Source organism: Nonomuraea aridisoli (assembly GCF_003236395.1).
In the GTDB taxonomy this organism is placed as follows: domain Bacteria; phylum Actinomycetota; class Actinomycetes; order Streptosporangiales; family Streptosporangiaceae; genus Nonomuraea; species Nonomuraea aridisoli.
In genome coordinates this window covers 1-25,340 of record NZ_POUD01000068.1, presented here as the reverse complement: position 1 = coordinate 25,340, position 25,340 = coordinate 1, and the positions used below count along the sequence as shown (strand labels likewise).

The 25,340-nt window shown below is 73.4% G+C and carries 27 protein-coding genes and 1 pseudogene; 14 read left to right on the top strand and 14 right to left on the bottom strand.

Features of this window, described 5'->3' with window-relative positions:
* Positions 1–58: 58 nt before the first annotated feature.
* The gene (locus C1J01_RS18295; protein WP_111180184.1) at positions 59–640 is read right to left on the bottom strand and encodes a TetR/AcrR family transcriptional regulator; all 582 of its coding nucleotides are present in this window, start codon (positions 638–640) and stop codon (positions 59–61) included.
* Between the two features lie 77 nt (positions 641–717).
* Between C1J01_RS18295 and C1J01_RS18290 the strand changes: the two genes are divergently transcribed.
* The 5 genes from C1J01_RS18290 to C1J01_RS18270 all read left to right on the top strand — a co-directional run bounded on the left by C1J01_RS18290 (position 718) and on the right by C1J01_RS18270 (position 4,108).
* Positions 718–1,683: a DsbA family protein gene (locus C1J01_RS18290; RefSeq protein ID WP_111180183.1), complete on the top strand. Its 966-nt coding sequence runs from the start codon at positions 718–720 to the stop codon at positions 1,681–1,683.
* A gap of 104 nt (positions 1,684–1,787) precedes the next feature.
* Positions 1,788–2,660 (top strand): alpha/beta fold hydrolase, encoded by an 873-nt coding sequence (locus C1J01_RS18285; protein WP_111180182.1) that lies wholly within the window; start codon positions 1,788–1,790, stop codon positions 2,658–2,660.
* A 72-nt stretch (positions 2,661–2,732) separates the two neighbouring features.
* Positions 2,733–3,365 carry a GNAT family N-acetyltransferase gene (locus C1J01_RS18280; protein WP_111180181.1) on the top strand — a complete coding sequence of 211 codons (633 nt, stop codon included), beginning with the start codon at positions 2,733–2,735 and terminating at the stop codon, positions 3,363–3,365.
* Positions 3,362–3,694, top strand: a complete 333-nt coding sequence (locus C1J01_RS18275) for an MmcQ/YjbR family DNA-binding protein (RefSeq protein ID WP_111180180.1) — start codon at positions 3,362–3,364, stop codon at positions 3,692–3,694. The genes C1J01_RS18280 and C1J01_RS18275 overlap by 4 nt, the downstream gene beginning before the upstream one ends.
* A gap of 135 nt (positions 3,695–3,829) precedes the next feature.
* Complete coding sequence (locus C1J01_RS18270; RefSeq protein WP_111180179.1) at positions 3,830–4,108, top strand: hypothetical protein; 279 nt, start codon at positions 3,830–3,832, stop codon at positions 4,106–4,108.
* A gap of 422 nt (positions 4,109–4,530) precedes the next feature.
* Here the strand turns inward: C1J01_RS18270 and C1J01_RS18265 are convergent, their stop codons facing one another.
* The gene (locus C1J01_RS18265; protein WP_111180195.1) at positions 4,531–5,811 is read right to left on the bottom strand and encodes an MFS transporter; all 1,281 of its coding nucleotides are present in this window, start codon (positions 5,809–5,811) and stop codon (positions 4,531–4,533) included.
* A gap of 85 nt (positions 5,812–5,896) precedes the next feature.
* Here C1J01_RS18265 and C1J01_RS18260 point away from each other — a divergent pair, with 85 nt between their 5' ends.
* Positions 5,897–6,346 carry a winged helix-turn-helix transcriptional regulator gene (locus tag C1J01_RS18260; RefSeq protein ID WP_111180178.1) on the top strand — a complete coding sequence of 150 codons (450 nt, stop codon included), beginning with the start codon at positions 5,897–5,899 and terminating at the stop codon, positions 6,344–6,346.
* A 17-nt stretch (positions 6,347–6,363) separates the two neighbouring features.
* On the opposite strand, the gene C1J01_RS18255 is transcribed toward C1J01_RS18260, so the two are convergent.
* The 6 genes from C1J01_RS18255 to C1J01_RS18230 are packed head-to-tail and all read right to left on the bottom strand — an operon-like array spanning position 6,364 to position 10,790.
* Positions 6,364–6,711, bottom strand: a complete 348-nt coding sequence (locus C1J01_RS18255) for a DUF4180 domain-containing protein (protein ID WP_111180177.1) — start codon at positions 6,709–6,711, stop codon at positions 6,364–6,366.
* Between the two features lie 2 nt (positions 6,712–6,713).
* Positions 6,714–7,115: a helix-turn-helix domain-containing protein gene (locus tag C1J01_RS18250; protein ID WP_111180176.1), complete on the bottom strand. Its 402-nt coding sequence runs from the start codon at positions 7,113–7,115 to the stop codon at positions 6,714–6,716.
* Positions 7,116–7,138: 23 nt separating this feature from the next.
* Positions 7,139–8,278, bottom strand: a complete 1,140-nt coding sequence (locus C1J01_RS18245) for an aminotransferase class I/II-fold pyridoxal phosphate-dependent enzyme (protein ID WP_111180175.1) — start codon at positions 8,276–8,278, stop codon at positions 7,139–7,141.
* The gene (locus C1J01_RS18240) at positions 8,275–8,901 is read right to left on the bottom strand and encodes a helix-turn-helix transcriptional regulator (RefSeq protein ID WP_235854509.1); all 627 of its coding nucleotides are present in this window, start codon (positions 8,899–8,901) and stop codon (positions 8,275–8,277) included. The genes C1J01_RS18245 and C1J01_RS18240 overlap by 4 nt, the downstream gene beginning before the upstream one ends.
* 43 nt (positions 8,902–8,944) lie before the next feature.
* Complete coding sequence (locus C1J01_RS18235) at positions 8,945–10,072, bottom strand: winged helix DNA-binding domain-containing protein (protein WP_235854508.1); 1,128 nt, start codon at positions 10,070–10,072, stop codon at positions 8,945–8,947.
* A gap of 58 nt (positions 10,073–10,130) precedes the next feature.
* The gene (locus C1J01_RS18230; protein ID WP_111180174.1) at positions 10,131–10,790 is read right to left on the bottom strand and encodes an NADPH-dependent F420 reductase; all 660 of its coding nucleotides are present in this window, start codon (positions 10,788–10,790) and stop codon (positions 10,131–10,133) included.
* Between the two features lie 274 nt (positions 10,791–11,064).
* Between C1J01_RS18230 and C1J01_RS18225 the strand changes: the two genes are divergently transcribed.
* The 3 genes and pseudogenes from C1J01_RS18225 to aroQ all read left to right on the top strand — a co-directional run bounded on the left by C1J01_RS18225 (position 11,065) and on the right by aroQ (position 13,802).
* Positions 11,065–12,414 carry a HAMP domain-containing sensor histidine kinase gene (locus tag C1J01_RS18225; RefSeq protein WP_111180173.1) on the top strand — a complete coding sequence of 450 codons (1,350 nt, stop codon included), beginning with the start codon at positions 11,065–11,067 and terminating at the stop codon, positions 12,412–12,414.
* 112 nt (positions 12,415–12,526) lie between these two features.
* Positions 12,527–12,994 (top strand): annotated as a pseudogene (locus tag C1J01_RS18220) (SDR family oxidoreductase); the annotation flags it as partial.
* Between the two features lie 88 nt (positions 12,995–13,082).
* Positions 13,083–13,802, top strand: coding sequence for a gamma subclass chorismate mutase AroQ (aroQ, locus tag C1J01_RS18215; RefSeq protein WP_235854513.1), 720 nt, complete (start codon positions 13,083–13,085; stop codon positions 13,800–13,802).
* Positions 13,803–13,806: 4 nt separating this feature from the next.
* Here the strand turns inward: aroQ and C1J01_RS18210 are convergent, their stop codons facing one another.
* The 3 genes from C1J01_RS18210 to C1J01_RS18200 all read right to left on the bottom strand — a co-directional run bounded on the left by C1J01_RS18210 (position 13,807) and on the right by C1J01_RS18200 (position 15,108).
* Positions 13,807–14,196, bottom strand: a complete 390-nt coding sequence (locus C1J01_RS18210; RefSeq protein ID WP_111180171.1) for a tautomerase family protein — start codon at positions 14,194–14,196, stop codon at positions 13,807–13,809.
* Between the two features lie 14 nt (positions 14,197–14,210).
* On the bottom strand, positions 14,211–14,774 hold the full coding sequence (locus C1J01_RS18205; protein ID WP_111180170.1) for a TetR/AcrR family transcriptional regulator: 564 nt from the start codon (positions 14,772–14,774) through the stop codon (positions 14,211–14,213).
* A gap of 136 nt (positions 14,775–14,910) precedes the next feature.
* On the bottom strand, positions 14,911–15,108 hold the full coding sequence (locus C1J01_RS18200; protein WP_111180169.1) for a hypothetical protein: 198 nt from the start codon (positions 15,106–15,108) through the stop codon (positions 14,911–14,913).
* 117 nt (positions 15,109–15,225) lie between these two features.
* Between C1J01_RS18200 and C1J01_RS18195 the strand changes: the two genes are divergently transcribed.
* From C1J01_RS18195 to C1J01_RS18185, 3 genes are read left to right on the top strand one after another with little or no spacing between them, the layout of a single operon-like run.
* Positions 15,226–16,920, top strand: a complete 1,695-nt coding sequence (locus C1J01_RS18195; RefSeq protein ID WP_111180168.1) for a carboxylesterase/lipase family protein — start codon at positions 15,226–15,228, stop codon at positions 16,918–16,920.
* Complete coding sequence (locus C1J01_RS18190; RefSeq protein WP_111180167.1) at positions 16,917–18,200, top strand: sensor histidine kinase; 1,284 nt, start codon at positions 16,917–16,919, stop codon at positions 18,198–18,200. The genes C1J01_RS18195 and C1J01_RS18190 overlap by 4 nt, the downstream gene beginning before the upstream one ends.
* Positions 18,197–18,841 (top strand): response regulator transcription factor, encoded by a 645-nt coding sequence (locus C1J01_RS18185; RefSeq protein ID WP_111180166.1) that lies wholly within the window; start codon positions 18,197–18,199, stop codon positions 18,839–18,841. The genes C1J01_RS18190 and C1J01_RS18185 overlap by 4 nt, the downstream gene beginning before the upstream one ends.
* Positions 18,842–18,861: 20 nt before the next feature.
* Here C1J01_RS18185 and C1J01_RS18180 read toward each other — a convergent pair whose 3' ends face one another.
* Positions 18,862–19,206 carry a hypothetical protein gene (locus tag C1J01_RS18180; RefSeq protein WP_111180165.1) on the bottom strand — a complete coding sequence of 115 codons (345 nt, stop codon included), beginning with the start codon at positions 19,204–19,206 and terminating at the stop codon, positions 18,862–18,864.
* Positions 19,207–19,557: 351 nt separating this feature from the next.
* Here C1J01_RS18180 and C1J01_RS18175 point away from each other — a divergent pair, with 351 nt between their 5' ends.
* On the top strand, positions 19,558–20,331 hold the full coding sequence (locus C1J01_RS18175; protein ID WP_111180164.1) for a SigB/SigF/SigG family RNA polymerase sigma factor: 774 nt from the start codon (positions 19,558–19,560) through the stop codon (positions 20,329–20,331).
* Between the two features lie 87 nt (positions 20,332–20,418).
* Here C1J01_RS18175 and fdhA read toward each other — a convergent pair whose 3' ends face one another.
* Positions 20,419–21,642, bottom strand: coding sequence for a formaldehyde dehydrogenase, glutathione-independent (fdhA, locus tag C1J01_RS18170; protein ID WP_111180163.1), 1,224 nt, complete (start codon positions 21,640–21,642; stop codon positions 20,419–20,421).
* A gap of 172 nt (positions 21,643–21,814) precedes the next feature.
* On the opposite strand from fdhA, the gene C1J01_RS18165 reads away from it, so the two are divergent.
* Entirely contained in the window at positions 21,815–22,399 is a 585-nt protein-coding gene (locus tag C1J01_RS18165; RefSeq protein WP_181448824.1) for a nucleosidase, read from the top strand.
* An 88-nt stretch (positions 22,400–22,487) separates the two neighbouring features.
* Here the strand turns inward: C1J01_RS18165 and C1J01_RS18160 are convergent.
* Positions 22,488–25,340, bottom strand: a 2,853-nt coding sequence (locus tag C1J01_RS18160) for a S8 family serine peptidase (protein WP_111180161.1), incomplete at its 5' end; no start/stop codon positions are given.

Here is a 25,340-nt window from a genome sequence, read left to right as displayed (position 1 = left end):
CACGGACGGCATGCGAACGCCACCCCTGGCGGTTCGGCCGGGGGTGGCGACGAGGCGGTCAGCCCGCCGGGGTGGGCGCGGAGGCAGTGCGGAAGAGGCGCCAGAAGGCCAGCGCGGCGTCGCCGGGCTCGCCCGCCGGCCCGGCCGCCACCCAGTGGGCGATCACGCCGACGAGGGCGCCGGCCAGGTACGCGGCGTGCACGTCCGCCGGCACGTCGTCCCACCCGGCGGGCCGCCGGCCGCCGGAGAACCGTCCGGCGAGCTCGGCGGTGAGGCGTTCGCGCATGCGGGCGGCGAAGCGGGCGCTGCCGTGGGGGCCGAGCATGCGCGCGTACAGGGTGGCGGCCCCCGCCACGTGCTCGAACAGCTCGCGCAGCGGGCCGGGGACGCGGTCGCGGGGCGCGTCGAGCGGGCACAGGGCGGCGGCCCGGGCGACCGCGGCGACGGCGTCCTCCATGGCGTCGGTCACCAGGGCGTCCACGTCGGGATAGTGCAGGTAGACGGTCGCGCGGTTCACCTCGGCGTGTTTGGCCAGCGCCGACACCGTGATGGACGCGAGCTCCTGCCGCGCCGCCAGGTCGAGCACGGCGGCCTTGAGCCGGGCGCGGGTGCGCTGCGCACGGGGATCATCCGGGTTCACACCGGCCCACTATACGACAGTCATCGCTTAAACGACACATGTTGACTAATCGACATTTGTCGTTTAAAGTACGGGGCATGATGATCGAGATTTGGGCGGACGTCGTCTGCGGGTGGGCCCACATCGGCAAGCGGCGGATGGAGAAGGCCCTCGCCTCCTGGGACGGCGAGCCGGTCGAGGTGGTCTGGCGGCCGTTCCAGATCGACCCGGCGGCGCCCGTCCACTCGGAGCCGCTGGAGCAGGCGCTGCGCGACCCGATCGCCGACGGCGCGCTGCGCGCCTGCGTTCCGGGGCTCTCCCCCGCCGAGAGCCGCGCGCGTGCGGCCGAGGCCGCCTCCGAGGAAGGGCTCGGCCCGCAGTGGGGTGCCGAGTGGCGGCCCAACACGCTGCAGGCGCACCGGCTGATCGCGCTGGCGTACGACAAGGGCGGCGCCGAGCTGCAGGGCCGCGTCGTGGAGCGGGTGCTGAACGCCCACTTCGTCCAGGTCCGCGACATCGGCGACCCGGCCGTGCTGTCCGAGATCGCCGCCGAGGAGGGGCTCGCCGGCGAGTTCGCCGGCACGGGCCCCGACGCGGTGCGGGAGCTGCTGCTCACCGGCAAGGCCAAGGGCGTGCGCACCTCCCCCACGATCGTCGTCAACGACCTCGCGCTCGAGGGCGCGCAGCCGCCGGAGACGATCAGGGAGTTCCTCGAGGACGCGCGCCGGCACGCGCCGCGCCGGCTGCCCTCCGAGGTGGTGCGGCTGCGCCACGCCGAGTCGCTGCTCGACCAGCGCGACCCGCTCGGCGCACTCACGCTGCTGCGGCCCCTGCTGGACGAGCACGCCGGCGACCGGGGCGTGCGCATGCTGGCCGCCCGGGCGTACTTCGCCTCGGCCCAGCTCAACCGGGCGCGCACGGCGCTGGAGTCCCTGGTGGCCGAGTCCCCCGACGACTCCTACGCCCGCCACCTGCTGGGGCGCACGCTGCAGCGTCAGGGCCGGCACGAGGAAGCCGCCTCCCACCTCACCCTGGCCGCCGCCATGACTCCCGACTACGCCTAGGGAGTCACACGCCCGTGCTTCCCGCGCACGCGGGGAGCACGGGCGTCGCTGTGCCCACAGTGAACGGGCGCGTGCGGGCCCGGGGTGCGGGTTAGCGTGCGGGCATGCCGATGATCGACGAGCTCGCGATCGCGTACGAGGAGGCCGGCCCCCCGGCGCCGGTGGGCACCGTGGTGCTGGTACACGCCGCCGTGGCCGACATGCGCATGTGGCGCCACCAGTTCCACGCCCTGGCCGAGCATCACCGGGTGATCCGCTACGACTGGCGGGGCTACGGCCGCTCCGGCGACGCGGACGGCGAAGTGTGCCACCACGAAGACCTGCTCGCCGTCATGGACGCGCTGAAGGTCGAGCGAGCCGCGCTGGCCGGCTGCTCGATGGGCGGCGCGTACGCCGTCGAGGCGGCGCTGGCCGCGCCCGACCGGGTCGCCGGGCTCGCCCTGATCTGCTCCGGGCTGACCGGGCACACCTGGCCGCCGGAGATGCTGGCGCAGGCGCGTGAGCGCGTCCACTCGTCGGTGCCCGCGGAGCGCCTGGCCCGCTATCGGGAGGGGGCCGCTCACGTCGATCCGGCCGACGCGCGGGCCATGGCAGAGGCGCACACGCTGTGGCAGGTCGCGGGGCCGGAGCGCGATCGCGCCGCGCTCTCCGACGCGGTGTGGGAGGAGGCGGTGGAGATGTGCCGGCTGATGTTCGAGCGTTCCTGGTCCGGTCCCCCGGCTGCCGAGCGCCACCTCGACCCTCCGGCCGCGGGGCGGTTGCACGAGGTCGCCGCACCGACACTGGTGATCAACGGACTGTCGGACGTCCCTGGCATCCAGGAGGTGTCGGGCCTGCTCGCCGACGGCGTCCCCGGTGCCCGCCGGATCGACCTCCCCCGGACGGGGCACCTTCCGCCTCTGGAACGTCCGCTCGAGGTCACGGAGGCGCTGACGACGTTCCTGCGCGAGGCGGTCTTCAGCCGTGACGCCCGCTGACCGCTTGCGCAGGGCCCGGCCGTCGTTCGTTCGTGGCGCGAAACGAGTCCGGCGCCTTTACAATGTAGATTCATGCGTTCTCTTGCCGAGTTCCTCGCCGACGCGCAGCGGGGGTGCCTGCCGGTGGCCGACGGCGGGGTGACCGTGGTTCCCCAGCCCTCGGCGCGGGACCTGGGCGTGCTGGCGTTCACCGCCCACTCGGTGGTGTTCGCCGACGTGGAGCCGGAATGGGTGCGCGAGCGGCTTCCGGCCGGCGATCTGTCGGCGCCGCTGTCGCCGCCGTTTCTCCAGGACCTGGGCGTGCGTACGCGGCGTCACGTCGGCACCATCGACCTTCTCGTGCTGGCCGCCCCGGTCGCGGACCCGGCGCGGGTGCCGCTGCGGGAGGTCACCGGCGACGGGCATCCGCGGGTGGAGCGGGCCCTGCGCCACCGTGACGCGGTGCGGGTGTGGGCCGCGGAGGGCGGGGTGGTCACCGTCGGGCGTGGCGTGGCCGGACGCTGGGAGGTGGCCGTCGAGGTCGAGCCCGGCCACCGGGGTCGCGGCCTGGGGCGGCTGCTGGCCGAGGCCGCTCGCCATCTGTGCCCCGGCCCGATCTGGGCGCAGATCGCGCCCGGCAACGCGGCGAGCGTGCGGGCGTTCCTCGCGGCGGGGTACGTGCCCATGGGCGCGGAGGTGCTGCTCACCGAACAGGAGGCCACATGATCACTCCCGACGACGTGCGCCGGCTGGCGCTCGCGCTGCCCGAGACCACGCAGGGCACGCATTTCCGGAACATCGCGTTCAAGGTGCGCGGCAGGAGCTTCGCCGGGCTGGAGGGCGACACGCACGTCACGCTCTCCCTGGGCGAGGAAGAGGTGCGTGCCGCCGTCGCGGACGAGACGGGCATCGAGGAGATCCGGCGCTCCGACCGGCCCATCGGGATCCGCGTGGACCTGGGGGCGATCGCGCCGGACCGCTTCGCGCGCCTGATCGAGCTGTCCTGGCGGCACGCGGCCCCCAAGCGCCTGGTGACCGAGTACGAGCATCGGTAGGGGCTCATGGCCGCGTACGGCGGGACCGGAGGCGCGTTCTCTCCTTGAGAAGGCGGGCGTGGCGGTGACGTCGCGTTACAAGATCACTACGTATAGTGATGGCCGACGTCATTCCGAGATCACAGGGGGAGAGATATGTCAAGGAGCCTCATCGCCGCCGGCGGCGCGCTGCTCACCGCGGCCGCGCTGTTCGCGTCCGCCGGTCCCGCCGCCGCCGACGACAGGCACGACCGGCACCACAAGGACCAGCACCACTGCGGTCTGTGGATCAGCGACGACCGCAGCTTCGACTTCGTCACCAAGGACGGCATCTTCACCGGCAAGCGCGACTCCGACGCCTGCAAGGACGCCTGGAAGCACTCCCACCACAAGGACGACCACAAGGACGACCACAAGTGGGACTGGCGCGACTGACCCGCCGCCCCACCCCGGTCCCGTCGCCCTCCCCTGGGCGGCGGGACCGTCGTCTTTCCCCCTGAGCAGCCGAGAGGGGCCGATGATGTCTGTTCGTTTGAGCGCCGTCGTCGAAACGCCGGACGGACGGCTCCTGACCCTGGGGCAGGGCTTGCCAGGCGTCGTCCATTTCCTGCCCGGCGGTGTGGTCGATGCCGCCGTGGCGGCCTTCCAGGACGCGCTGCGACGCGTCCTGCGCGAGCGGTTCGGCGTCGAGGCGGCCATCGGTCCGCTCGTTCACGTCGACCGGACGGGCGACCGCGACGAGTACGTGTTCGTGGCGCACATCGCGGACCACGACGACTTACGCCGCGTTCCAGCGCCCAGCGGGTGTTTCTGGGACGGCATCGAGCTCACCCCCGCCGCCGTCCATGCCGCCGGCTTCATGCCGAGGGGGATCGGCATGTTCTTCGCCGGTCACCTCCGTCATGGCCGCGCTCCGTGGGCCCTGCCCGACGTGCGGTCGCGACCCCCGCGGAAACGACGCCATCACAGGACCCGCTGACCGCCGGAGGCGCGACGCCGAACGCGGAGGTGACGAGGGCGCAGAGCGCGAGCGTCGCGCCGAGGACGGTGGGGCCGGTCCAGCCGGCGGCGTCGAACAGGGCCGTGGTCGCGGCCGCTCCCAGGGCCGAACCGAGGGAGTAGAAGACCATGTAGGCGCCGATGGTGGTGCTGGTCCGGCTGGGACAGACGGTGGCCAGAGTGTGCTGGTTGCTCACGTGCACGGCTTGAACGGCGAAGTCGAGCAGGACCACGCCGAGGATCAGCAGCGGCAGCGACCACGGGAGTTGCCCGATCGCGGCCCAGGAGGCGAGCAGGAGGACGAGCGCGATGCCGGTGACCTGACGCGCGCGCCCGGCGTCGCCCCAGCGTCCGGACCGGGCGGCGCCGAGAGCTCCGGCGAGCCCGGCGACGCCGAAGAGCCCGATCTGCGCTTCGCCGAGGTGCCACGGCGCACCGGCCAGCGGCAGGGCCATGCCGCTCCACAGGGTGCCGAACGAGGCGAACAGGAAGAACGCGATCAGCCCGCGGCTGAGGAACACCGGCTGGGTGAACAGCCCGCCGAAGGACCGGAGGACCCGCCTGTACCGTGCCGGGCTCGGGCGGACGTCCTCGGTCAGCAGGGTAAGGGTGAGCAGCGCCAGCACGGCGGCGAGGATCGACAGGGCCAGGTAGACGCTCCGCCACCCCCACAGGTCCGCGAGGACTCCCGCGACGACGCGCGCGCCGAGGATGCCGATCACCACGCCCGAGGTCACGATCCCGAGGTTGCGCCCGCGCTCGGCGGACGGGGAGATCGACGCCGTGTACGCGACGGCGGTCTGCACCACCACCGCGAACACGCCCGCCGCGGCCAGCCCGGAGAACGCCGCCCAGGCGACCGGGGCGGCGGCGGTGAGCGCCGTTCCCGCGGCCACCAGGGCGAGGTGCCCGGCGATCAGGCGCCTGCGGTCGAGCATGTCGCCCAACGGCACCAGCAGCACCAGCCCCGCCAGATAGCCGACCTGGCCGGTCGCCACGAACCAGCCGAGCGAGCCGAGCGAGCCGACCGGAACGCCCAGGTCGCGCCCCATCGGGCCCAGCACCGGCTGCCCCGCGTAGACGCTCGCCACCGCGACCCCGCACACCGCCGCCAGCAGCAGCCTCGTCCGCCGGTTCACCTGCACACCCCCCGATCGGTTTCATTTTGCAACTGATCGGAGCGTAGGCCAGAATGGTTTCATTACGCAACTCATTGGAGGGCTGATGGCAGGCGACGGACGGAGCCCCGCGTGGACGGACCCGAGCTGCCCGGTCGCCCGCACGGTCGATCTGGTCGGCGACCGGTGGAGCCTGCTCATCATCCGCGACGCGATGGACGGCGCCCGTTCGTTCACCGACTTCCAGCAGCGCACCGGCATCGCCCGCAACATCCTGACCGAGCGGCTGCGCAAGCTCACCGCGCACGGCCTGCTCACCCAGGTCGACGCCCCTTCGGGCAGACGCAGGCTGTACGCGCTCACCGAGGCGGGCAAAGACCTCTTCCCCGTGATCGTCACGCTGCGGCAGTGGGGCGAACGTCACGCCTTCGAGGCGGGCGAGCCGTACTCGGTCCTGGTCGACGGCGACGGCTCCCCCGTGCCCGACCTCCTGCCCGTGGCAGCGGACGGATCACCGCTGACGAGCGACACGACCTCGGTGCGCCGGCACTCCTGAGCACCGGTGCGCGGAGGTCAGCCGGCCCTCCTGGAGGCCAGCTCCTCGAGGTCGCGGACGAACCACAGCTGGTCGCCGCGGTTGGCCTCCCCCACCCACGCGCGCAGGGCCGAGCTCCCGGCGGTGTGGCGGGAGATGTCGCCCACGATCGCGAGCCCGAGGCGGTAGTTCGCGAACTTCTGCACGATCTCCCCGGCCACGCCGGTGCCGAGGGCGAAGAAGTCGTCGTGCAGCCGCCCGGCGGGGACGGCCACCCAGATGGCCCCGCGGCCCCACGCCTCGCCGATGAGGTCGAGCGCGTGGCGGGGCTCGCGCAGGGGCTCGCCCTGCGGGTCGCAGACGAGGACGTCGGCGGGCAGTTCCATGGTCAGCCTCCCACGAGTGCGTCGATGATCCGGAGCACCTGCGCGCTCTCCTCCAGCCCGCCCAGCACGATGACCTTGAGATGGGCGCGTTCCTCGTCGTAGACGAACTCGACGCGCAGGCCGTGCGGCCGGCCGGCCAGCGAGGCCAGGACCATCGTGCTGACCCGGTCCATCTCGGCCCTCGGCAGACCGTCGATCTGGACGATGCTCGACACCTCGGCGCGGCGCGGCGCGACCGGCTCGCCGAGGGGCAGCCCGGCGAACGCCGCCAGGTCGTCCTTGGCGATCCGGTAGCGCCTGCCGACCCTCACGGCGGGCAGCCGGCCGTCGCGTACGTAAAGACGCACGGTCTTGACGTGCAGCCCGAGCACGGCGGCTGCCTGCTCCACGGTGTAGTACTCCATGACGTTCCCTAGTATGGCGTACTTCAGGGAGTGTTACGCCCTTTCAGGTAAGCGGTGATGGCGTCCAGGGCGGGTTCGGGGTCTCGTCGGCCGATGCCGACGCGGAACCGGTCGTCCGGGAGCGGCGTGAGCTCGGAGCGGTAGACGCTCGCCGGGAGCAGCAGCACCCCGGCCTCGGCCAGCAGGTCGGCGCAGAACGCCTCCACGCCGTCCGCGCCCAGGTAACGGGGGTAGGCGACGCAGCCGCCGTCGGGCGCCCGCCACTCGAACAGGCCGGCGTGCGCGGCGAAGAACGCCTCGAACTTCGGCAGGTTGGCGGCGATGATCGCCCGGTTGCGGGCCAGGATGCGGTCGCGGGCCTTGACGGCGACGCGGGCGAGCACCTCGCTCGGCGCGGAGTTGCAGATCGTCGTGTAGTGCTTGGCGCGTTCCAGCCGGGAGCGCAGCTCGCGGTCGCGGCAGGCGATCCAGCCGACGCGCAGCCCGGGCAGGCCGAGGGACTTGGAGGTGACGTTGAGCGACAGGGCCTTCGGCGACAGGTCGGCGGCCTGCGGCAGCGTACGGGCGGGGTCGCGTTCGAGGCCGCGGTAGACCTCGTCGCTGAACAGCCGCACGCCGCGTTCGTCGCACAACTCGGCGAGCCGGGCGAAGTCGGCGGCGTCGATGACCTTGCCGGTGGGGTTGTTGGGGAAGTTGACGGCGACCAGCCGGGTGTTCGGGCGGATCGCGGCGCGCACCTCGTCGAGGTCGAGGGCCCAGTCGCGGGCGGGGTCGAGGGCGACGCCGGTGACCTCGCACAGGGAGAGCGGGACGGTCTCGGCGGCCTGGTAGGCGGGCGTCACCACCACGGCGTGGTCGCCGGGTCCGAGCAGTACCTGCATGGCGAGGTAGAGGCCCTCCTCGGCGCCGGCGAAGCAGATGACGTCGTCCTCGTCCACGTGGTCGTAGGCGGCGGCGACGGCGCGGCGCAGCCCGGGGTCGCCGTAGGTCTGGGTGTAGCCGAGCGACAGGGTCTCCCAGGCGTGCCGGTCCTCGTCGTCGGCCAGGGCGAGCAGCTCCGTCATGGTCATGGTCTGGGCGTCGGAGGCGGTCAGGTGGTGGCGGGCGCCGAACTCCCAGCGGGAGAAGTGCACTTCGAGCCGGAAGTCGGGCAGACGGGTCACGATGGGGTCCTTCGCAGGTCGGACAGCAGGGCGTACAGGGTGGATCGGGAGATCCGCAGGGCGGAGGCGACGACGGGGACGGCGCGGCGGACGGCGAAGATGCCGGCCTCGTCGAGCTCGGCCAGCACGGCGAGCCGGTCGTCGCGGGTCAGGCGTTCGGCGGGGCGGCCGTGCGCGCGGACGTACGTGCCGACGATCTGGTGGACGCGCTCGGTCCAGTCCTGCTCGAACAGCGGCTCGGGGCGGGGGGCGGTGGGCGCGGCGAAGGCCGCGAGCAGCGTGGCGGCCTGGTCGAGCGGGGTGCGGTCAAGGTTGACGCAGAGCACGGCGGAGGGCCGGCCGTCGGGGTCGCACAACACGGCGCTGACCGACGACAGCCGCCGGCCGTCGGGCAGCAGCTTCTCGTACGGCCCGTAGACGCCGTCGCCCGTGGGGTCGAGCCGCTCCAGCTCACCGAGCAGGGACGGGTCGCCGGTGGCGCGCCTGGACAGCGGGTTCCACACGCGCAGGACGCGGTCGCGGCGGGCGTCGTGCAGGATCACCTCGGCGTGCGGGGCCAGCAGCGCGGCCACGGCTCCGCACACCGGCGCCCACATCCGGACGCGGGGGTCGTCGTCGGTCACCTTTCGGATGATACGTCCATTCTGGACGGAACATCCAGCCAGGTCAGGCGTGCGGGCCCACCGCGACGGGGCCGAGGGTCAGGCGGGGTCGGGCCTCCATGACCACGCCGAGGCGTTCCACCTGGTCGGCGAGCTCGCGTGACTGCGCGGGAGTGAGGTCGCGCAGGGTCTCGACGGTGATGTCCATCCGGGAGCCGGAGCGCCGCGAATGCCAGACGCCGCTCACCTCGCCGTCCACGAGCAGGACCGGGAAGTTGCCCGCCTGCCCGCCGTTCAGCGCCCGCGCCGCCGCCTCTCCGGGATAGAGCAGCTCGCGCGGGCGCCCGGCCACCACGTACGCGTCGAAGTACGGCAGCAGCCGCACGCTCCGCGGCCGTTCGGCGGGCACGCCGGTGTCGCCCGCGAGCACGAAGGCCGGCTCCCCTTCCAGCAGCACCTGCTCCAGCTCCACCCGGGCGAACGCCTCGGCCCCCCACCGCGCGGGTCCGCCCGCCCACTGCGCGAACTGCGCGGGCGTCGCGGGCCCGTACGCGGTGAGGTAGCTCCTGACGAGCCAGGCGAGACCGTCGTCCGGCGCGGTGCGGGCGTCCGGGGCGGCGGCGTAGGTGACCTTGCGCCCGCGCGCCGGGCCGAAGACGAACGCGCCGCGGTGGGCGGCGACCGGCATCGCCTGCCGCCAGCGCGGCCACCGGCCCTGGAACGCGGGCATGACGAGTTCATCCGCCCACGGTCCGGTGGCGGCGACGACGGCCTCGCTCAGCTCGTCGATCGTCAGCGGGCCGCTCCTGACGGCCTCCCTGATGGCGGCCACCACCTGGCCGGTCTGCTCGGGCGTCATGCGCACGGGCGCGGGAGCGGCGTGGTGGGCGTGCGGCACGGACGACAGGGCGCCCACCCATCGGGGCAGGTCGCGGGCGGGCAGCAGGTGCACGGTGCCGCGCGGGCCGTACGTCTTGACCAGGGCGCGGGTGTTCCACAGGGCGTCGCGGACGTGCGCGCGGGTGGCGCCCGCGCGCAGCCCGATGGACGCCTCGGCGGCCGCCATGATCTGGGCGTGCGTCCCGCACATGGCCGCCACGACCCCGTCGAGCCCCTCTCCCATGCCGGGGGCGAGCAGCCCTGATCGGGCCAGGCGTCTGGCGCTGACCTGCGGCCACGACAGTTCGATCACATGTCCTCCTTCGTGCGCTGCGGCACACGCTAGGAGAAGATGCGGAACGTACCGTTCCTCAAGCGCGCCATTCTTCGGTACGTTCCGGGCCGGCCTGGGCGAGGGCCCGGCGGACGCCGGCCGCGTCCTTGTCCGTCGTGTAGACCGGCGTGCCGGGCTGCTGCCGCCATGACTCGTCGAGACCGCCGGCGTCCACCGGGTCGAAGCCGAGCTCGTCGACGAGCCGCATGACGACGTCCTTGGCCCGCGGGTCGTCGCCCGCCACGGGCAGCGCGATGCGCCCCGGCGTCCCGGCCGGGCGGCCCAGGTTGGACAGGTGGTCGGCGTAGATGTTGTTGAACGCCTTGACCACCGGGCGGCCCAGCCGGCGCTCGACCCAGCGGCTCTCGGGGAGGCCGTTCTCGATCTCGTCGATGCGCCCGTCGCGCGGGCGCGGGTAGTAGTTACCCGTGTCGATCACGACCGTGTCCTCGCCGGCGTCGGCGAACAGGCCGGCGGGCAGGTCGGGCACCCTGCACTCGGGGATCGTCACCACGACCACGTCGGCCTCGCGCGGCGCCTCCTCGACGGTCACCGCCCGCGCCCCGGTCTCCTCGGCGAGGTCCTGGAGGGTGTGCGGGCCGCGCGAGTTGGCCACCGCCACGTCGTGGCCGAGCGCCGTCAGCCTGCGGGTGAGCGTGGCGCCGATGTTGCCCGCGCCGATGATGCCGATCTTCATGCGCCGTCCCCCGAAGGTCACGAGATCACTTCGTACTCGAGCATAGAGCTCGGGGCGGGCCGCCGGCGCGGCACCCTGCGGCGATGAGTCAAACGGCCTTGACCTTACAGGGAGTTATTTCACATAACCGGCGAGGAACACGAACGGTTGGATCTGCATCGTGGCCTCTCCGCCGGGCCGGGGTCACGTCAGCGGCGGGGAGGTGCGGAGATCACGAGGGCCCGCGACTGTCGCTCACCCGGCACCGCGAAGCGGAACCCCGGGGAGTTAGCGCGTGTCATTTCCTGCCAACAGGCTCTCCCTCCAGGCGACGCTGGCGCTGGCCGCCGGAGCGTTCTCGCTCCTCGTGCTCACCGGGGTCGCCGTCGCCGCGGACCTGACGATCCGCATGGCCGTCGAGCGCAGCGTGTACGAGGCTTCCCAGCGCGCGGCCACCGACTGGATCGCCTCGATGACCGACGCCCGGCCCTCTCCTCCGGTCACCACCTCGGACGTCGACCTGCTGCAGCTGGTCGACTCCTCCGGCAACGTGGTCGCGGCCAGCAGGGCCGCCGCGGGGCTGCCGCGCCTCAGCCTCTACTGGCCGTCGTCCGACAACCGGATCGAGCACCGCAGGGCGTGCTCGCCGTCCGGATGCCTCATGTTCACCGCGGTCAGGCCCTCGCCGCAGGAGGAGCAGGTGTTGTGGGGCGGCGAGTCCCACGTCGTGTACGCCGGGCAGGAGCAGCCGGCGATCCTGGGCACGTACCGGCTGGAGCTCTATCTGGCGCTGGCCGTCCTGACGGCGAGCACGCTGGCGATGGGGGCGGCGTGGGCGCTGCTCGGGCTGGCGCTGCGGCCGGTGGAGGCCATGCGGCGCAGGATGGCCGAGGTCACCGTGACCGACCTGAGCATGCGCGTGCCCGTGCCGCCGGGACGAGACGCGGTCGCCCGCCTGGCGCACACCGTCAACGACACGCTGGCGCGGCTGGAGTCCACCGTCGACCAGCAGCGCCGTTTCAGCTCGATGGTCTCGCACGAGCTGCGCACGCCGCTGACGGGGGTGCGGACCGAGCTGGAGGAGGCGCTGATGTATCGCGACGTGGACCCGCACGAGTCCATCGGCCGCGCCCTCACCGCGCTGGACCGCTGCCACGGCATCGTCGAGGAGATGCTCATCCTGGCCCGCGTGCGGACGGCCCCGCGCCGGCACGAGCGGGTGAACCTGACCGAGCTGGCCCGCGACGAGGTCGCGGCGCGCAAGGCGCCGATCCGGATCCACGCCGAGGAGGACGTGATGGTGTACGGCAACGCCGTGCAGCTGCGCGAGGTGCTGCTCAACCTGCTGGTCAACGCCGAGCGGCACGCCGACTCCCTGGTGGAGGTGAGCGTGACGCGCGCGGAGGAGCAGGCGATCGTCACCGTCCTCGACGACGGCCCCGGCATCGCGGAGACCGAACGCGAGCGGGTGTTCCAGCCGTTCGTCCGCCTGGACGACGCCCGGCGGCGCGACCCCCAGGGCAGCGGGCTGGGCCTGGCCATCTCCCGCGCCATCGCGGAGTCGCACGACGGCTCGCTGACGATCGGCGACTCCCCCCGAGGCGCCCTGTTCATCCTGCGCATCCCGCTCGCGAACGCCCTGTGACCGTGCCATGAGAGGTGGTCACTGCGGCGTTGCCGGAGCTGCGGGAGGGGTTGCGCGCGGCGGGCGGCGTTCCGGATGATCTCTTCCTGTGAGCACTGACACGCGCCCGCTGGCGCGGGTGATGTGCCACTGCGAGTCGGTCGCGTCCGGGCTGCTCGACACCACCGTCGAGAGCTTCGACCGGCACTTCGCCGTCAACGCGCGGGCCACGTGGCTGCTGATCCGCGAGTACGGGCGGCGTTTCGGCGGCGCCCACGGGACCGGGCGCGTCATCGCCCTGACCAGCGACCACACCGTCGGGAACCTCCCGTACGGCGCCAGCAAGGCCGCCCTCGACCGGATCACCCTGGCCGCCGCGCACGAGCTCGCCCACCTGGGCGTCACGGCCAACGTGGTGAACCCGGGTCCGGTGGACACCGGCTGGATGTCCGGCGAGCTGCGGGAGCGGCTGATCGGGCGCACGCCGCTCGGCCGCCTCGGCACGCCGCTCGACACGGCTCATCTCGTGGAGTTCCTGTGCTCGCCGCAGGGTCAGTGGATCAACGGTCAGCTGCTGATGAGCAACGGCGGGTTCGGGTAGCATCCGCCGATCTTCCGGCGTGCGGGCCCTCCCATCGGCCACAATGACGTGCTGTCATCGTCTCGTCACGTTCCGGGAGGCCGCCGTGATGTCCCGCCAGGCCGCGTTCGTCGCCGTCGCAGTCCTCGCCTTGGCCACGGCCTGCGCCGCGCCCCCGCACGCCGTGACCGCCGCCAACGTTCTGTACGAGGAACGAGAGCCGGCCGGCGCGCCCGTTCCGTACGAGGGGCGCGAAACCCTGCCCGCCTCCCCCGTTCCGTACGACCCGCGGGAGACCTATGAGACGCCGGCCGTCGGCGGCCGGAGTGTGACGTCCGGGCTGCGGGGGCTCGTCGGGGTGGCGGTCGAGCGGCTGCTGCTGGCGGACGAGGTGGCGGCGGCGAAGTTCGGGACGGACAGCCCGATCACCGACCCGGCGCGGGAGCGGGAGTTGCTGGACGACGTCGCGGAACGGTCGGCGGCGATCGGGCTGGACCCGCGGGCCGGGGTGCGGTTCTTCCAGGCGCAGATCGAGGCGGGCAAGACGGTGCAGCGCCGGTTGCACGCCCGCTGGCTGGCCGATCCGGCCTCGCTCCCCCGCCGGCGCCCCGACCTGGCCACCGAGCTGCGCCCCCGGCTGGACGCGCTCACCCCACGTGTCCTGCGCCTGCTCCACCAGGCCGGGCCGGTGCGCCGGTGGCCTGCCGCGTGCCGCAGCCACCTGGCCGTGGCCAGAGCGGCGGTCGAAGCCAGGACCCGCCTCGACGCCCTGCACCGCGACGCGCTGACCGTCGCCCTGACCCCGGTGTGCGAGGCGCCCGTCGCCTGACCGGCTACGCGGGTTCCACGTACTGGGCGGCCCCGTGGCCCATCGACCAGTCGACGGGCTCGTTCTCGGTCACGGTGACGAAGACGTTGCGCGGCTCCGTTCCCGCGTACGCGTGGCAGAGTTCGGCGATCCGCCGGTACATCGCCAGCTTCTGCGCCGGTGCGCGGCCCGCGCGCATCGTGACCGTGACGAACACGATGCCGTCGTCGCGGGGGATGCCCAGGTAGTCGCCGTGGCGCAGGGTGCTCGACGCGCCGTCGTGGCCGGTCACGACCTGGAAGCGGTCGCCGAGCGGGACGCCCAGTGTCTCGACCAGGGCATCGTGCACGGCGCGGCTGAGCGCGTCGAGCCGGCCGGCCTCCGTTCCTAGAGCGTCGATGCGGACGAAGGGCATGCTTCTCCTCGTGGTCAGCGGGTGTGGGCGGTCAGGAGGCCGAGTGCGCCGTCGACCGCCTGCGCGTAGAGGTCGGCCGAGCCGGCGGCGCGGGCCAGCACGTATCCGCCCTGCAGGACCGCGACCAGCGCGGCGGCCGTCGCCCTGGGGTCGAGGGCGGCGTCGAGCTCGCCGTTCGCGCGGGCTTCCGTCAGCAGCGCGGCCAGCCGGTCGGTGAGCCAGGCGAACGTCTCCTCGACCGGCCGGCGCAGCTCGGGATCGGCCATGACGTCGGGATCCTGGGTGAGGCGGCCGACCGGGCAGCCCTTGAGGACGTCCCTCTCCCGCCGCAGGTAGGCGGCGATCCGGTCGAGCTCGCTTCCTGGGCCGGTGAACGCGGCCTCCGCCCTGTCCCTGAGCTCCGCGGCGCTGCGCGCGATCGCGGCCCGCGCCAGGTCGGGCTTGCCGTGGAAGTGGTGATACATGCTGCCCTGACCCGCTCCGGCCCGCGCCTGGATCGCCTTCGGGCTGGTGCCGACGTAGCCACGCTCCCACAGCAGCTCGCGGGTGCTCTCTATCAGCCGCTCCCTCGTGTCCATGGACGACAGCATACATACTAGTAGGTACAGAAGCGGCGGCGGTGCGCCCGTGCCGACGAGCAGTTGCTGACCGGGGGCGTCATGGACGCCGAAGGTCTGGTAGGTCATGCGGGAGTTCGGCCGAGGCCGGCGAGTGTCACCTTCGGGTGGGCGACGGCGCGGCGGTCTGGCCCGCCTGCGCGTCCCAGGCCTGACCCGTACGCAGATCGGCCAGGATGTGCTCCACCGCCTCGACGGCGGCCCGGTTGTCCTCGGGGCGGGTCACGTCCAGCGGGACGAACAGGCCCCGATCTCGTCCCGAGGCGGCGTCGCGGTCGGCCACGGCCGCGCGCATGCCGGCGCGTGACAGCCGGCGGGCGATCGGCCGCGGCGACGATCTGCGCCCGCCGGGAGGCGTTGGTGACGGAATCGCGGGACGCCTTCTGTTTTATCTGCGTCGATAAAAAATGGTATGTCTGGCGCAACCAGCGTTCGGGAGGCAACCTTCGGTCGGCCGGACGCAACCCTCGGCAGTACCGGGAGGCGGGGGGCTGTTCCTAGCGTGCTGGTCATGGATGCGCTACGAGGCAGAGCCGTTCTGGGGGCGCTCGCGCTCCTGCTCACGCAGGCGTGCGGGGCCGCCGGCGTCGCGGGCAGAGCCGGGGACAGGCCTGAGGTGCGGCTGGACAGTGGGTGGATTCGGGGCATCGAAGACGGAGATGTCGTGAGATTTCGGGGGATCCGGTACGCCGAGCCGCCCGTCGGCGAGCTGCGGTGGCGGCCGCCCGAGCCCGTCGCCGCATGGCAGGGCGTCGTTCCCGCGGCCAGGTCCGGCCCGGCGTGCCCGCAGGCGAGCGACAACCCGAAGGAGAGCAGCGACGCCGAGGACTGCCTCACGCTCGACGTGACCGTGCCGAAGAAGAAGGGCGAGAGGCCGAGACCGGTGATGGTCTGGCTGCACGGCGGCGGGTTCAACGCGGGCCGGGGCTCCGACTACGACCCGCGCCGCCTGGTCGCGCAGGGCGACGTCGTGGTGGTCACCGTGGAGTTCCGGCTCGGCGTGCTCGGCTACCTGGCCCTGCCCGGGATGTCCGGCGGGGGCGCGTTCGGACTGCAGGACCAGCAGGCGGCGCTGCGCTGGGTACGGCGGAACGCGGCGGCCTTCGGGGGCGACGCCGGGAACGTCACGTTGTTCGGCGAGTCGGGCGGCGGCATCGCCACCTGCGGCCACCTCACCTCCCCCGGCAGCCGGGGGTTGTTCCACAAGGCGATCATCCAGAGCGGCACGTGCGGCACCGTCCTGCTGCCGAACGCGGCCGCCCCCGGCACGCCGAGGATCCCGTACTGGCGGCCGCTGAACGAGACGTACGCCGCGACCCGGACGGCCGCCCGGCAGGCCGGCTGCCGGGACGCCGCCAGGACGCTGGAGTGCCTGCGCGCCAAGCCGGTCAAGGAACTGCTGGACCTGACCGCGTACTTCACGGCGGCGTCGTACGGCGGCCCCACCCTTCCCGCCGACCCCGGCGAGGCGCTGCGCGACGGGAACTTCGCCCGGGTGCCGGTGTTGTCCGGCCACACGTCCAAGGAGGCCCTGATGATGGCGGGGGTGATGAGCCTGCTCGGCAGACCGATCACCGACGCCGGCCTGCCCCGGCTGCTCCGTGAGGGTTTCGGCGACCGGGCGGACGAGGTCGCCCGCCGCTATCCCCGCGACCGGTTCGGCAGCGCGGCCGAGGCGTGGGCGGCGCCCTACACGGATGCGATCTTCTCCTGCCCGCATGTCGCCACCCAGGACGCCCTCGCCGAGCGCACCACGGTGTACGCGTACGTGTTCGGCGACGACACCGCGCCCCCGTTCGTCCCGGCCCTGCCGGGCTTCCCGGCCGGCGCGGGGCACGCCTCGGAGCTGGCGTACCTCTTCGACGTCAAGGAGAAGCCGATCGCCCTCGACGGCCGGCCCGTCCCGCTCACGCAGACCCAGCGGTCGGTGGCCCGGGATATGGTGACCGCCTGGACCACGTTCGCGCGGACCGGCACGCCGGCGTCGGGTGGCAAGGCGTGGCCGCGCTGGCAGGGCGGCGCGCCCGTGGCCCACCTGATCGGCGAGCGCCCGGGCGGCACCGCCACCACGCCCGCGCCCCGATGCGACCTGTTCGACCGACCATGACTCCTCCGCCCCAGGTGAACGAGGCCAGGAGGGCCCCGGCCTTCCTGGTCCTCGCCATGGTCGCGTTCATGCTGCTCGACCTGGCCCTCTACCGGAACGTCCAGCGCACCAGCGGTCCCCTCGGCCCGGCCGCCGGCCTGGTGCTGAGCCTGGCCGTGAACGCCTGCCTGCCCTTCCTCGGCCGTTTCCCCCGGACGGTGGCGCTGGTGGCGTGCGCGGCGACGGTGGCGGCGGCCGACGGCGACACGCTGGCTCCCGGGACGTTCACCCCGGTCGAGCAGGCCACGCCGGTGACCGCGCCGCTGTGCACGCCGGTGATCGTGTGGTTCCTGGCCCACGGGCTGCCGCGCCGGGAGACGGCGGCGTACGTGACGGTGCTGGCGCTGGCCGCCGTCCGGCCGTGGGCCCCGGACTGGGAGACGGTGTACGCCGGTCTCACCACGACGGTCCTGCCGGCCGTGCTCGGTCTGTACGTCCGCGCCCGCCGCGACCTGGTGAGCTCGCTGCGGGACAGGGCCGAGAGCGCCGAACGGGAGCGACGGCTGCTCGCCGAGCGGGCGGAGAGCGCCGAACGTGAACGGCACCTGCTGGCCGAGCGGGCCAAGGCGGCCGAGCGGCAGCGGCTGGCCGGGGAGATGCACGACATCGTCACCCATCACGTCACGGAGATCGTCCTGGCCGCCGGCGCGCTGAAGGTCTCGGCCGACGACCCCGCCGTCCGGTCCGCCGCCGAGCACATCCGCGACGCGGGCGCCCGCACGCTCGCGGAGCTGCGCGACCTGATCGGCATCCTGCGCCGCGGCCACGACGAGCCCCGGGAGGGGGCGACGCGGGTCACGCCGGCCGTCTCCGACCTCCACACCCTGGTGGACGGGGCCGTCGCGGCGGGCAACCCGACCAGCCTGCGCGTCACCGGCCGGCCCGGGGCGGTGACGCCGGCGATCGCGCGGGCCGCGTACCGGGTGCTGCAGGAAGCGCTGACGAACGCGAGGAAACACGCGCCCGGCGCGCGCGTGGAGGTCGAGCTCGCCTACGACCACCACACCATGACCGTGACGGTCGGCAACGCCCCGCCCGTGGCCGCCTCCGAGCTGGCGGCGACCGGCTCGGGCATGGGCCTCGACGGGCTGCGGCGCCGCGTCACCCTGCTCGGCGGCGCCTTCACCGCCGCCCCCACGCCGGACGGCGGCTTCCGCGTCGCCGCCACCCTGCCCGCCTCCGTCCCCACGGAGAGCGAGCAGGATGTCCCCACGGGGCGGCACGGACGGGAGACGACATGATCAAGGTGCTGGTGGCCGACGACGACCCCATGGTCCGCCGTCACCTGCGGACGATCCTCGCCTCGACGGGCGAGATCGAGGTGGTGGCGGAGGCCGAGGACGGGGCGGAGGCGGTGGAGGCGGTGCTGCGCACGGCCCCCGACGTCGTGCTGATGGACATCAGGATGCCCGGCGTGGACGGCATCACCGCGACGGCCGAGATCGCCAGGATGAGCAGCCCGCCGGCGGTGGTCGCGCTGACCACGTTCGACTCCGACGCCCACGTGCTGCGGGCGCTGGAAGCGGGCGCCGGCGGCTTCCTGGTGAAGTCCACGCCGCCGGAGGACCTGCTCGGCCTGGTCAAGGTCGCGGCCCAGGGCCACACCGTGTTGTCGCCGTCGGCGGCCCGCCACCTCGTCTCGCGCTCGGCGAGCACGGACGACGCCCGCCGGGCCGTGCGCGCCAAGGTCGCCGCACTGAGCGACCGGGAGCGCGACGTGCTCGGCTGTCTGGGCGAGGGCCTGACCAACGGAGAGATCGCGGCCCGCCTGTTCCTGTCGGAGACCACGGTCAAGAGCTACGTCTCGCGCCTGCTGGACAAGCTCGGCCTGGCCAACCGCACCCAGGCGGGCCTCCTCGCCCACCAGGCCGGACTCCTGTGACCCTGGCGCCCGGCCGCCGGTCAGCGCAGGCGGCTGCGGTCGGCGCGCGGGGGGCGCGGGGGGCGCAACCGGCCGGCGCGACCGGCGGTGGGGCGGCGTACGGACGGGCCTGGGGTGCTCGCCTGTCCCGGCCTGCGCCGCCACCGCACCAGGCGGGTCCCCGTCCGCCGGGCGAGCACCCGCCGGGCGTACGGCCAGATGGCCCGTGCGGACGTGGCCAGCTGCCGTACGCCGCCCGCGGGGCCCTGCGGATGGCGGCGGAGGAAGGAGACGAGCTCCGCGACCGCGAGGCCGGCCAGGGCGAGGCCGAGCACGGTCTCGAGGGCGCAGACGGCCAGCAGGCCGAAGATGACTACCGTGATCATTGGGCCGACTCCCCGGGCGGTGCCCATTGACGTGGTACGGATGCGTTATGCGCCGGGAGTCTAGAGACGCCGCCCGGCCCGCAGGGGCTGCTGTCGCCCGGCCGGGCATACCTTTGCCCGCGCTTGGCCGATTCTTGACCTGACGTGCGTTTATCCGGAGGACGGGCCGGGCGAGGTCCGGGCACACTTGCTTCGTAATCTTTTTGTGACCTAATGAAGGTGAATCTCCCCGGCACTGGGGCACACTTGATCGTGAAGTCCAGCAGAGGGCTTCCTTGACGCGCAACCAATGCGTGCCTCTGCCTGGGCTTTTGTCATGGGCGGAGGCCGCCGCACCTTACGGGAGCAGCAATGTCCGTCCTGACCGTCGAACTCGAGCAGCTCACCGCCGAAGAACTCCTCGCCGACCTGGCCGACCCCGGCGTCTCCGAGCTGGAGGCCGAGCGCATCCGCGAACGCCTGGTGCAGATGCACGAAGGGCTGGTCGCCGAGGTCACCCGCCGCTACCGCTACCGCGGCGAGCCGATGGAGGACCTGCGCCAGGCGGCCTACGTCGGCCTGATGAAGGCCGTCAACGGCTACGACCCCACCCTGGGCCACGAGTTCAGGGGCTACGCGATGATCACCATGATGGGTGAGGTCAAGCGGCACTTCCGCGACCGCACCTGGGCGGTCCGCGTCCCGCGCGTCTACCAGGAACGCCGCATCGAGCTCAACAAGGCCACCGCCGAGCTCACCCAGACCCTCGGCCACTCCCCCACCGTGGCCGAGCTCGCCACGAAGATGGGCATCTCGGAAGAGGACGTGCTGCTCGCCCTGGAGGCGTCCACCGCGTACTCCGCGCTGTCGCTGGACGCGCCCGTCACCGGCGGGGACGACGACGCCGCCGAGCTCAGCGACTTCCTGCCGGCGCAGGACGATTCGCTCAACACGCTGCTGGACAAGCACGCGGTCAAGCCGCTCATCGACGCCCTGCCGCACCGCGAGAAGAACATCCTGTTGATGCGCTTCTACGGCAACATGACGCAGTCGGAGATCGCCAAGGAGTTCGGCATCTCGCAGATGCACGTCTCCCGCATCCTGCGGTCCGTGCTGGCCAAGCTGCGCACGGCCCTGTCCGATTGACCGGGTCCGATTGACCGGGTCAGATTGACCGGGTCCGATTGACCGGGTCCGAGTGACCGGTCGCCCGGCCACTCGGACGGGTGCGCGTCAGGCGGCCTTGGTGATCGTGCCGTGCGGGTCGAGCACGTACTTGCGCGCGGCGCCCTCGTCGAACTCGTGGTAGCCCTGCGGGGCCATCTCCAGCGGGATCGGCGTGGCGTTGACGGCCTTGGCGATCTGGACGCGGTCGTGCAGGATCGCCATCATCAGCTGGCGGTTGTACTTCATGACCGGGCACTGGCCGGTGGTGAAGGCGAGCGACTTCGACCAGCCGAGGCCCAGCCGCAGCGACAGCGAGCCGTGCTTGGCGGCCTCGTCGGAGGCGCCCGGGTCGCCGGTGACGTACAGGCCGGGGATGCCGAGCGCGCCGCCCGCCCTGGTCAGGCCCATGAGCGAGTTCAGCACGGTCGCCGGCTGCTCCTGGCCGGACTCACGCCCGTGGCCGCGCGCCTCGAAGCCCACGGCGTCGACGGCGCAGTCGACCTCGGGCACGCCGAGGATCTGCTCGATCTGGTCCTCGGGGGCGCCCTGCGACACGTCCACGGTCTCGCAGCCGAAGCTGCGGGCCTGTTCGAGCCGCTGCTTGTTGAGGTCGCCGACGATGACGACGGCGGCCCCCAGCAGGTACGCCGAGGCGGCCGCGGCCAGCCCCACCGGGCCGGCGCCGGCGACGTACACCGTCGAGCCCGGCTGCACGCCGGCCGACACGCAGCCGTGGAAGCCGGTCGGGAAGATGTCCGCGAGCATGGCCAGGTCGAGGATCTTCTCCATGGCCTGGTCCTTGTCGGGGAACTTCAGCAGGTTCCAGTCCGCGTAGGGGACCAGCGCGAAGTCCGCCTGGCCGCCGACCCAGCCGCCCATGTCGACGTAGCCGTACGCCGAGCCGGGCCGGTCGGGGTTGACGTTCTCGCAGATGTCGGTCTTACGTGCCTTGCAGTTACGGCAGCGTCCGCAGGAAATGTTGAACGGCACGGACACCAGGTCGCCGGTCTTGACGTACTCGACGTCGGGACCGGTCTCGATCACCTCGCCGGTGATCTCGTGACCGAGGACCAGCCCGTGCGGGGCGGTGGTACGGCCGCGGACCATGTGCTGGTCGCTGCCGCAGATGTTGGTCGCGACGGTCTTGATGATCGCGGCGTGCGGGAGTTTGCGTCCCACGTTGGCCGGATTGACGCCCGGGCCGTCCTTGAGCTCGAAGTCGGGATAGCCGACTTCGCGGACCTCCACCTTGCCCGGGCCGTCGTAGACAACACCCCTGTTCTCAGGCATGACGCACCTTCTCTCGTACGGTCATCCGCACCGGAGTCATCCGATGGCCTGTTCATGCCTTGCTCACCGATTCTACTCTGAGCGGATATTTTGCCCGGATTGAACTATTCGGCGCATCCTTGGGGTTATCCCGGAAATTTAGGGATTTGAGTGGGTGCGTACTGTGCTGCCCATGCAACTCACCGGACAGATCTCCAGTGACCGTCCCCTGCTCGTGCTGGCGGTCAAGGAAGAGGCACAGTTCCTCGACACGTCCCTGCCCGTTCTGCTGACCGGGATGGGGAAGGTCAACGCCGCGACCGCGCTGGCCGCGGCGCTCGCCCGCGGCCCGCTGCCGTCGCTCGTGGTCAACCTCGGCACGGCGGGGGCGCTGCGTCCCGGCTGGACCGGCACCCACCTCGTCGGCACGGTCATGCAGCACGACCTGGACAGCGCGGTCCTGCAGAGCCTGACCGGCGACGTCTACGGCGCTCCCCTCACGCTCGCCGACGCCGAAGGCGCGACCCTGGCCACCGGCGACTCCTTCATCGCCGACGAGGCCGGGCGCGCCCGCCTGGCGGAGCACGCCCACCTGGTCGACATGGAGGGCTACGCCCTGGCGACGGCCGCCCACCAGGCCGGCGTGCCGCTGCGCGTCGTCAAGCACGTCAGCGACGACGCCGGCGAGGGGGCCGCCAAGAGCTGGCGGGAGAGCGTCGCGGACTGCGCCCGTGTCCTGGCCGGCTGGGCCGCCCAGAACGTCCCGTACTACGCCTGAAACCGGGCGGTCACGACGGCGCGAGGCCGGAGCCCGCGCCGTCGCGTGCGTCGGCCCGCGTCGGGCGGGCGGATGACGTACGGGTGCGTCAGTCCGCGCGGTAGGCGCGGATGATCGTCTGGTCGATGCCGCTGCCGCCATCGGCGCCGGCCTTCACCCGCAGGGAGACGGCCTGCCCCGGCGTGGCCGCGGGGAGCTCGGCCCGGTAGCCGTCCGCGGTGCGGCCGGCCTCGGCGGGCCGCCAGGTGGCGCCGTCGTCGGTCGAGGTCCACACCTGGAACGAGGTGACGCGCCGGGCCGGCACGCCGTGCGCCTGCCGGACACTGAACGTGGCCGCTCCGCCCACCGCGTGGTTGGCGGCGTCCAGCGGCAGCGCGTAGTCGACCGACAGGAGCGGCAGCGGGACGGCGCCCGTGTCGCGCGGCCCGGCCGACCGGAAGGTCCACGAGGTGGTGACCCGGGTGGAGACCGGCAGGATCAGGCTCGTGTCGACGTCCAGGGTCAGCCGGTAGTCCGCGGCCTGCTCCGGCACGGTGAAGTCGGCGCGCGAGGCGTCCCGCTCGTCCACCAGCCGTCCGTCCCGGTGGAGCGAGAGGGTGCGCCGGACGCCGATGGTGCCGGCCGCCAGGCAGTCGGCCCGCTGGTGCCGGTCGGTGAGCATGACGAGGTCCACGTGCAGGTTGCCGCGGGTCCGGTACGGGGCCTGGGCGCAGGTGTACTCCGCGCCGACCGGGTCGTCGTACCAGTCCGAGTGCAGCGGCTGGCGCGCCCAGGTCTTGGACTCCCGGCTCCCGGGGCCGTACTCGCGGGCGCCCTCCTGGGCCAGCAGGCCGCCGTAGATGCCCTCGTCCTGCCAGAGGAGGCCGGGCGAGAGGTAGTCGGTGCGGGTGACCGGCAGGTCGTACGTGCGGTGCTGAGTCAGGTACCACCCGTCGCGGGTGAAGCCGTAGCGGCGCAGCGAGGTGACCATCCCGGGCGAGTCCATCTGGTGGAAGCGCTGGTCGACCCGGGCCAGCCGGGCCTGCTCCGCCGGGGTGACCCGGTAGGCCGGGTCGGCGGGGACGGCGTCTCCGTAGTCGTGGACCAGCTGGTAGAGGTACGCCTCGGCCGCGTCGGCGGGCGATTCCAGGCCGAACGCCCCGTACGCCCGCAGGCTGCCGATCCCCGGACGCTCCAGAGCGCCCGCCGACACGATCGACCCCTCGCCCCAGCCGGAGACGACGTCGTACCAGGTCAGCCCGGTCCGCGAGGTCTGCAGGTAGGTGAAGTCGGCGGTGACGGTCCTGGTCCGGACGCCGTCGACCGTCGCGGTGAGCGGCGCGGCGCGGGCGGTGTCCAGCGTCATGGCGTGGTCGGCGGTGACGGCGACGTCGCTGTCCCCGACGAGCGTCCCGGTCTGCCGGCTGGTCACGGGGTCGTAGGAGGAGTACGCGGCGGTCACGGCGTACCGGCCGTCGGGCACCCGCAGCGTGACGGTCTCGCCCGGGGTCGTGAACGCGCCGCCCGCGTAGAGCAGCGGGTCGTCCAGATTCGTCACGAGCACGTTCGCCCAGGTCATGCTCTCGGGCGAGAGCCCCGGCATCGGGACGGTGCGGACGGTCAGGTCGTGGCTCGGCGGCTCGACGTAGAACGTGACCGGCGTGGTGGCCACCGCCGTGCCGTTCGGCCGGCGGGCGGTGACGGTGGCGGCGAACAGGCCGGCCCGGCCCGCGAACCTCTCCTGGCCGAGGCGGAGGGTCACGCCGGCGGGGACGCCGCGCTTGAGCCGTACCCGGGTCTGCGAGAGCGAGGCGGCGCCGCGCGGCGCGGGCCGGCCGGTGTGGTCGGCGACCGTGACGTCGAGGTCGAGGGTGACGGCGGCGGGGGTCTCGTCGCCGGTCCAGCTCAGCTTCGCCTCTGCTGTCCCCGCCTGCGGGTGGCGGAACGTGCCGAGGGCGACCACCGGCTGGTCGCTGACCGGGCCGGAGAGCGCGCCGGCCGCGTCGAGCCGGCCGGCGCCGACGCTGTACGGGTCCGTGCCCGGCAGCGGGTCGGCGGCTCCGACGAGGGCGGCCTTGAGCCGCTGCGCCGTCCAGCCGGGGTGCCGCTGGGCGAGCAGCGCGGCGGCGCCGGCGACGTGCGGGGTGGCCATCGAGGTGCCCGAGGAGGCGGTGTAGCGGGCGTCGACCGGGTCGCCCAGGGTGGTGCCGGCGGCGCGGGCGGCGACGATCCCGACGCCCGGCGCGACCAGTTCGGGCTTGGCCGCGCGGGTGCCGACCAGCGGGCCGCGGCTGGAGAAGTCCGCCAGCGCGTCGGCGCCGTCGACGGCGCCCACCGTGAGCGCGGCGGTGGCGGCGGCGGGCGAGCCGATCGCGCCTCCGGTGTTGCCCGCGGCGATCACGAACAGCGCGCCGGTCTGCTCGGTCAGCGCGTCCACGGCCAGGGACAACGGGTCGGTGCCGTCACTCGGCTCCTCGCCGCCGAGGCTCATGTTGACCACGTCGGCCCGGGAGGCGGCCCATTCCATGCCGGCGATGATCTGCGAGTTCATGCCGAAGCCGGAGTCGTCCAGGACCTTGCCGACGACCAGCCGGGCGTCGGGGGCCACGCCGCGGCGCTCGCCGCGCGCGGCGGCGCCGGTGCCGGCGATGGTCGCGGCCACGTGCGTGCCGTGGCCCTGGCGGTCGACGGCGTCGCCGTTCTCGACGGTGAAGTCGGCCCGCTCGGCCACCTGGCCGGCCAGGTCGGGGTGGGAGAAGTCGGCGCCGGTGTCGAGCACGGCCACCCGGACGCCCTTCCCGGTGTACCCGGCCCGCCACGCCTGCGGCGCGGCGACCTGGCCCAGGTTACGGTCGAGGCCGCCGGAGGCGGCCCCAGCGGCGGCCGACCCGGTGGTGGTCGGTCCGGTGGTGGTCGGTCCGGTGGTGGTCGGCGACGGGGTGGTCGCGCGGGTGGCGGGGAG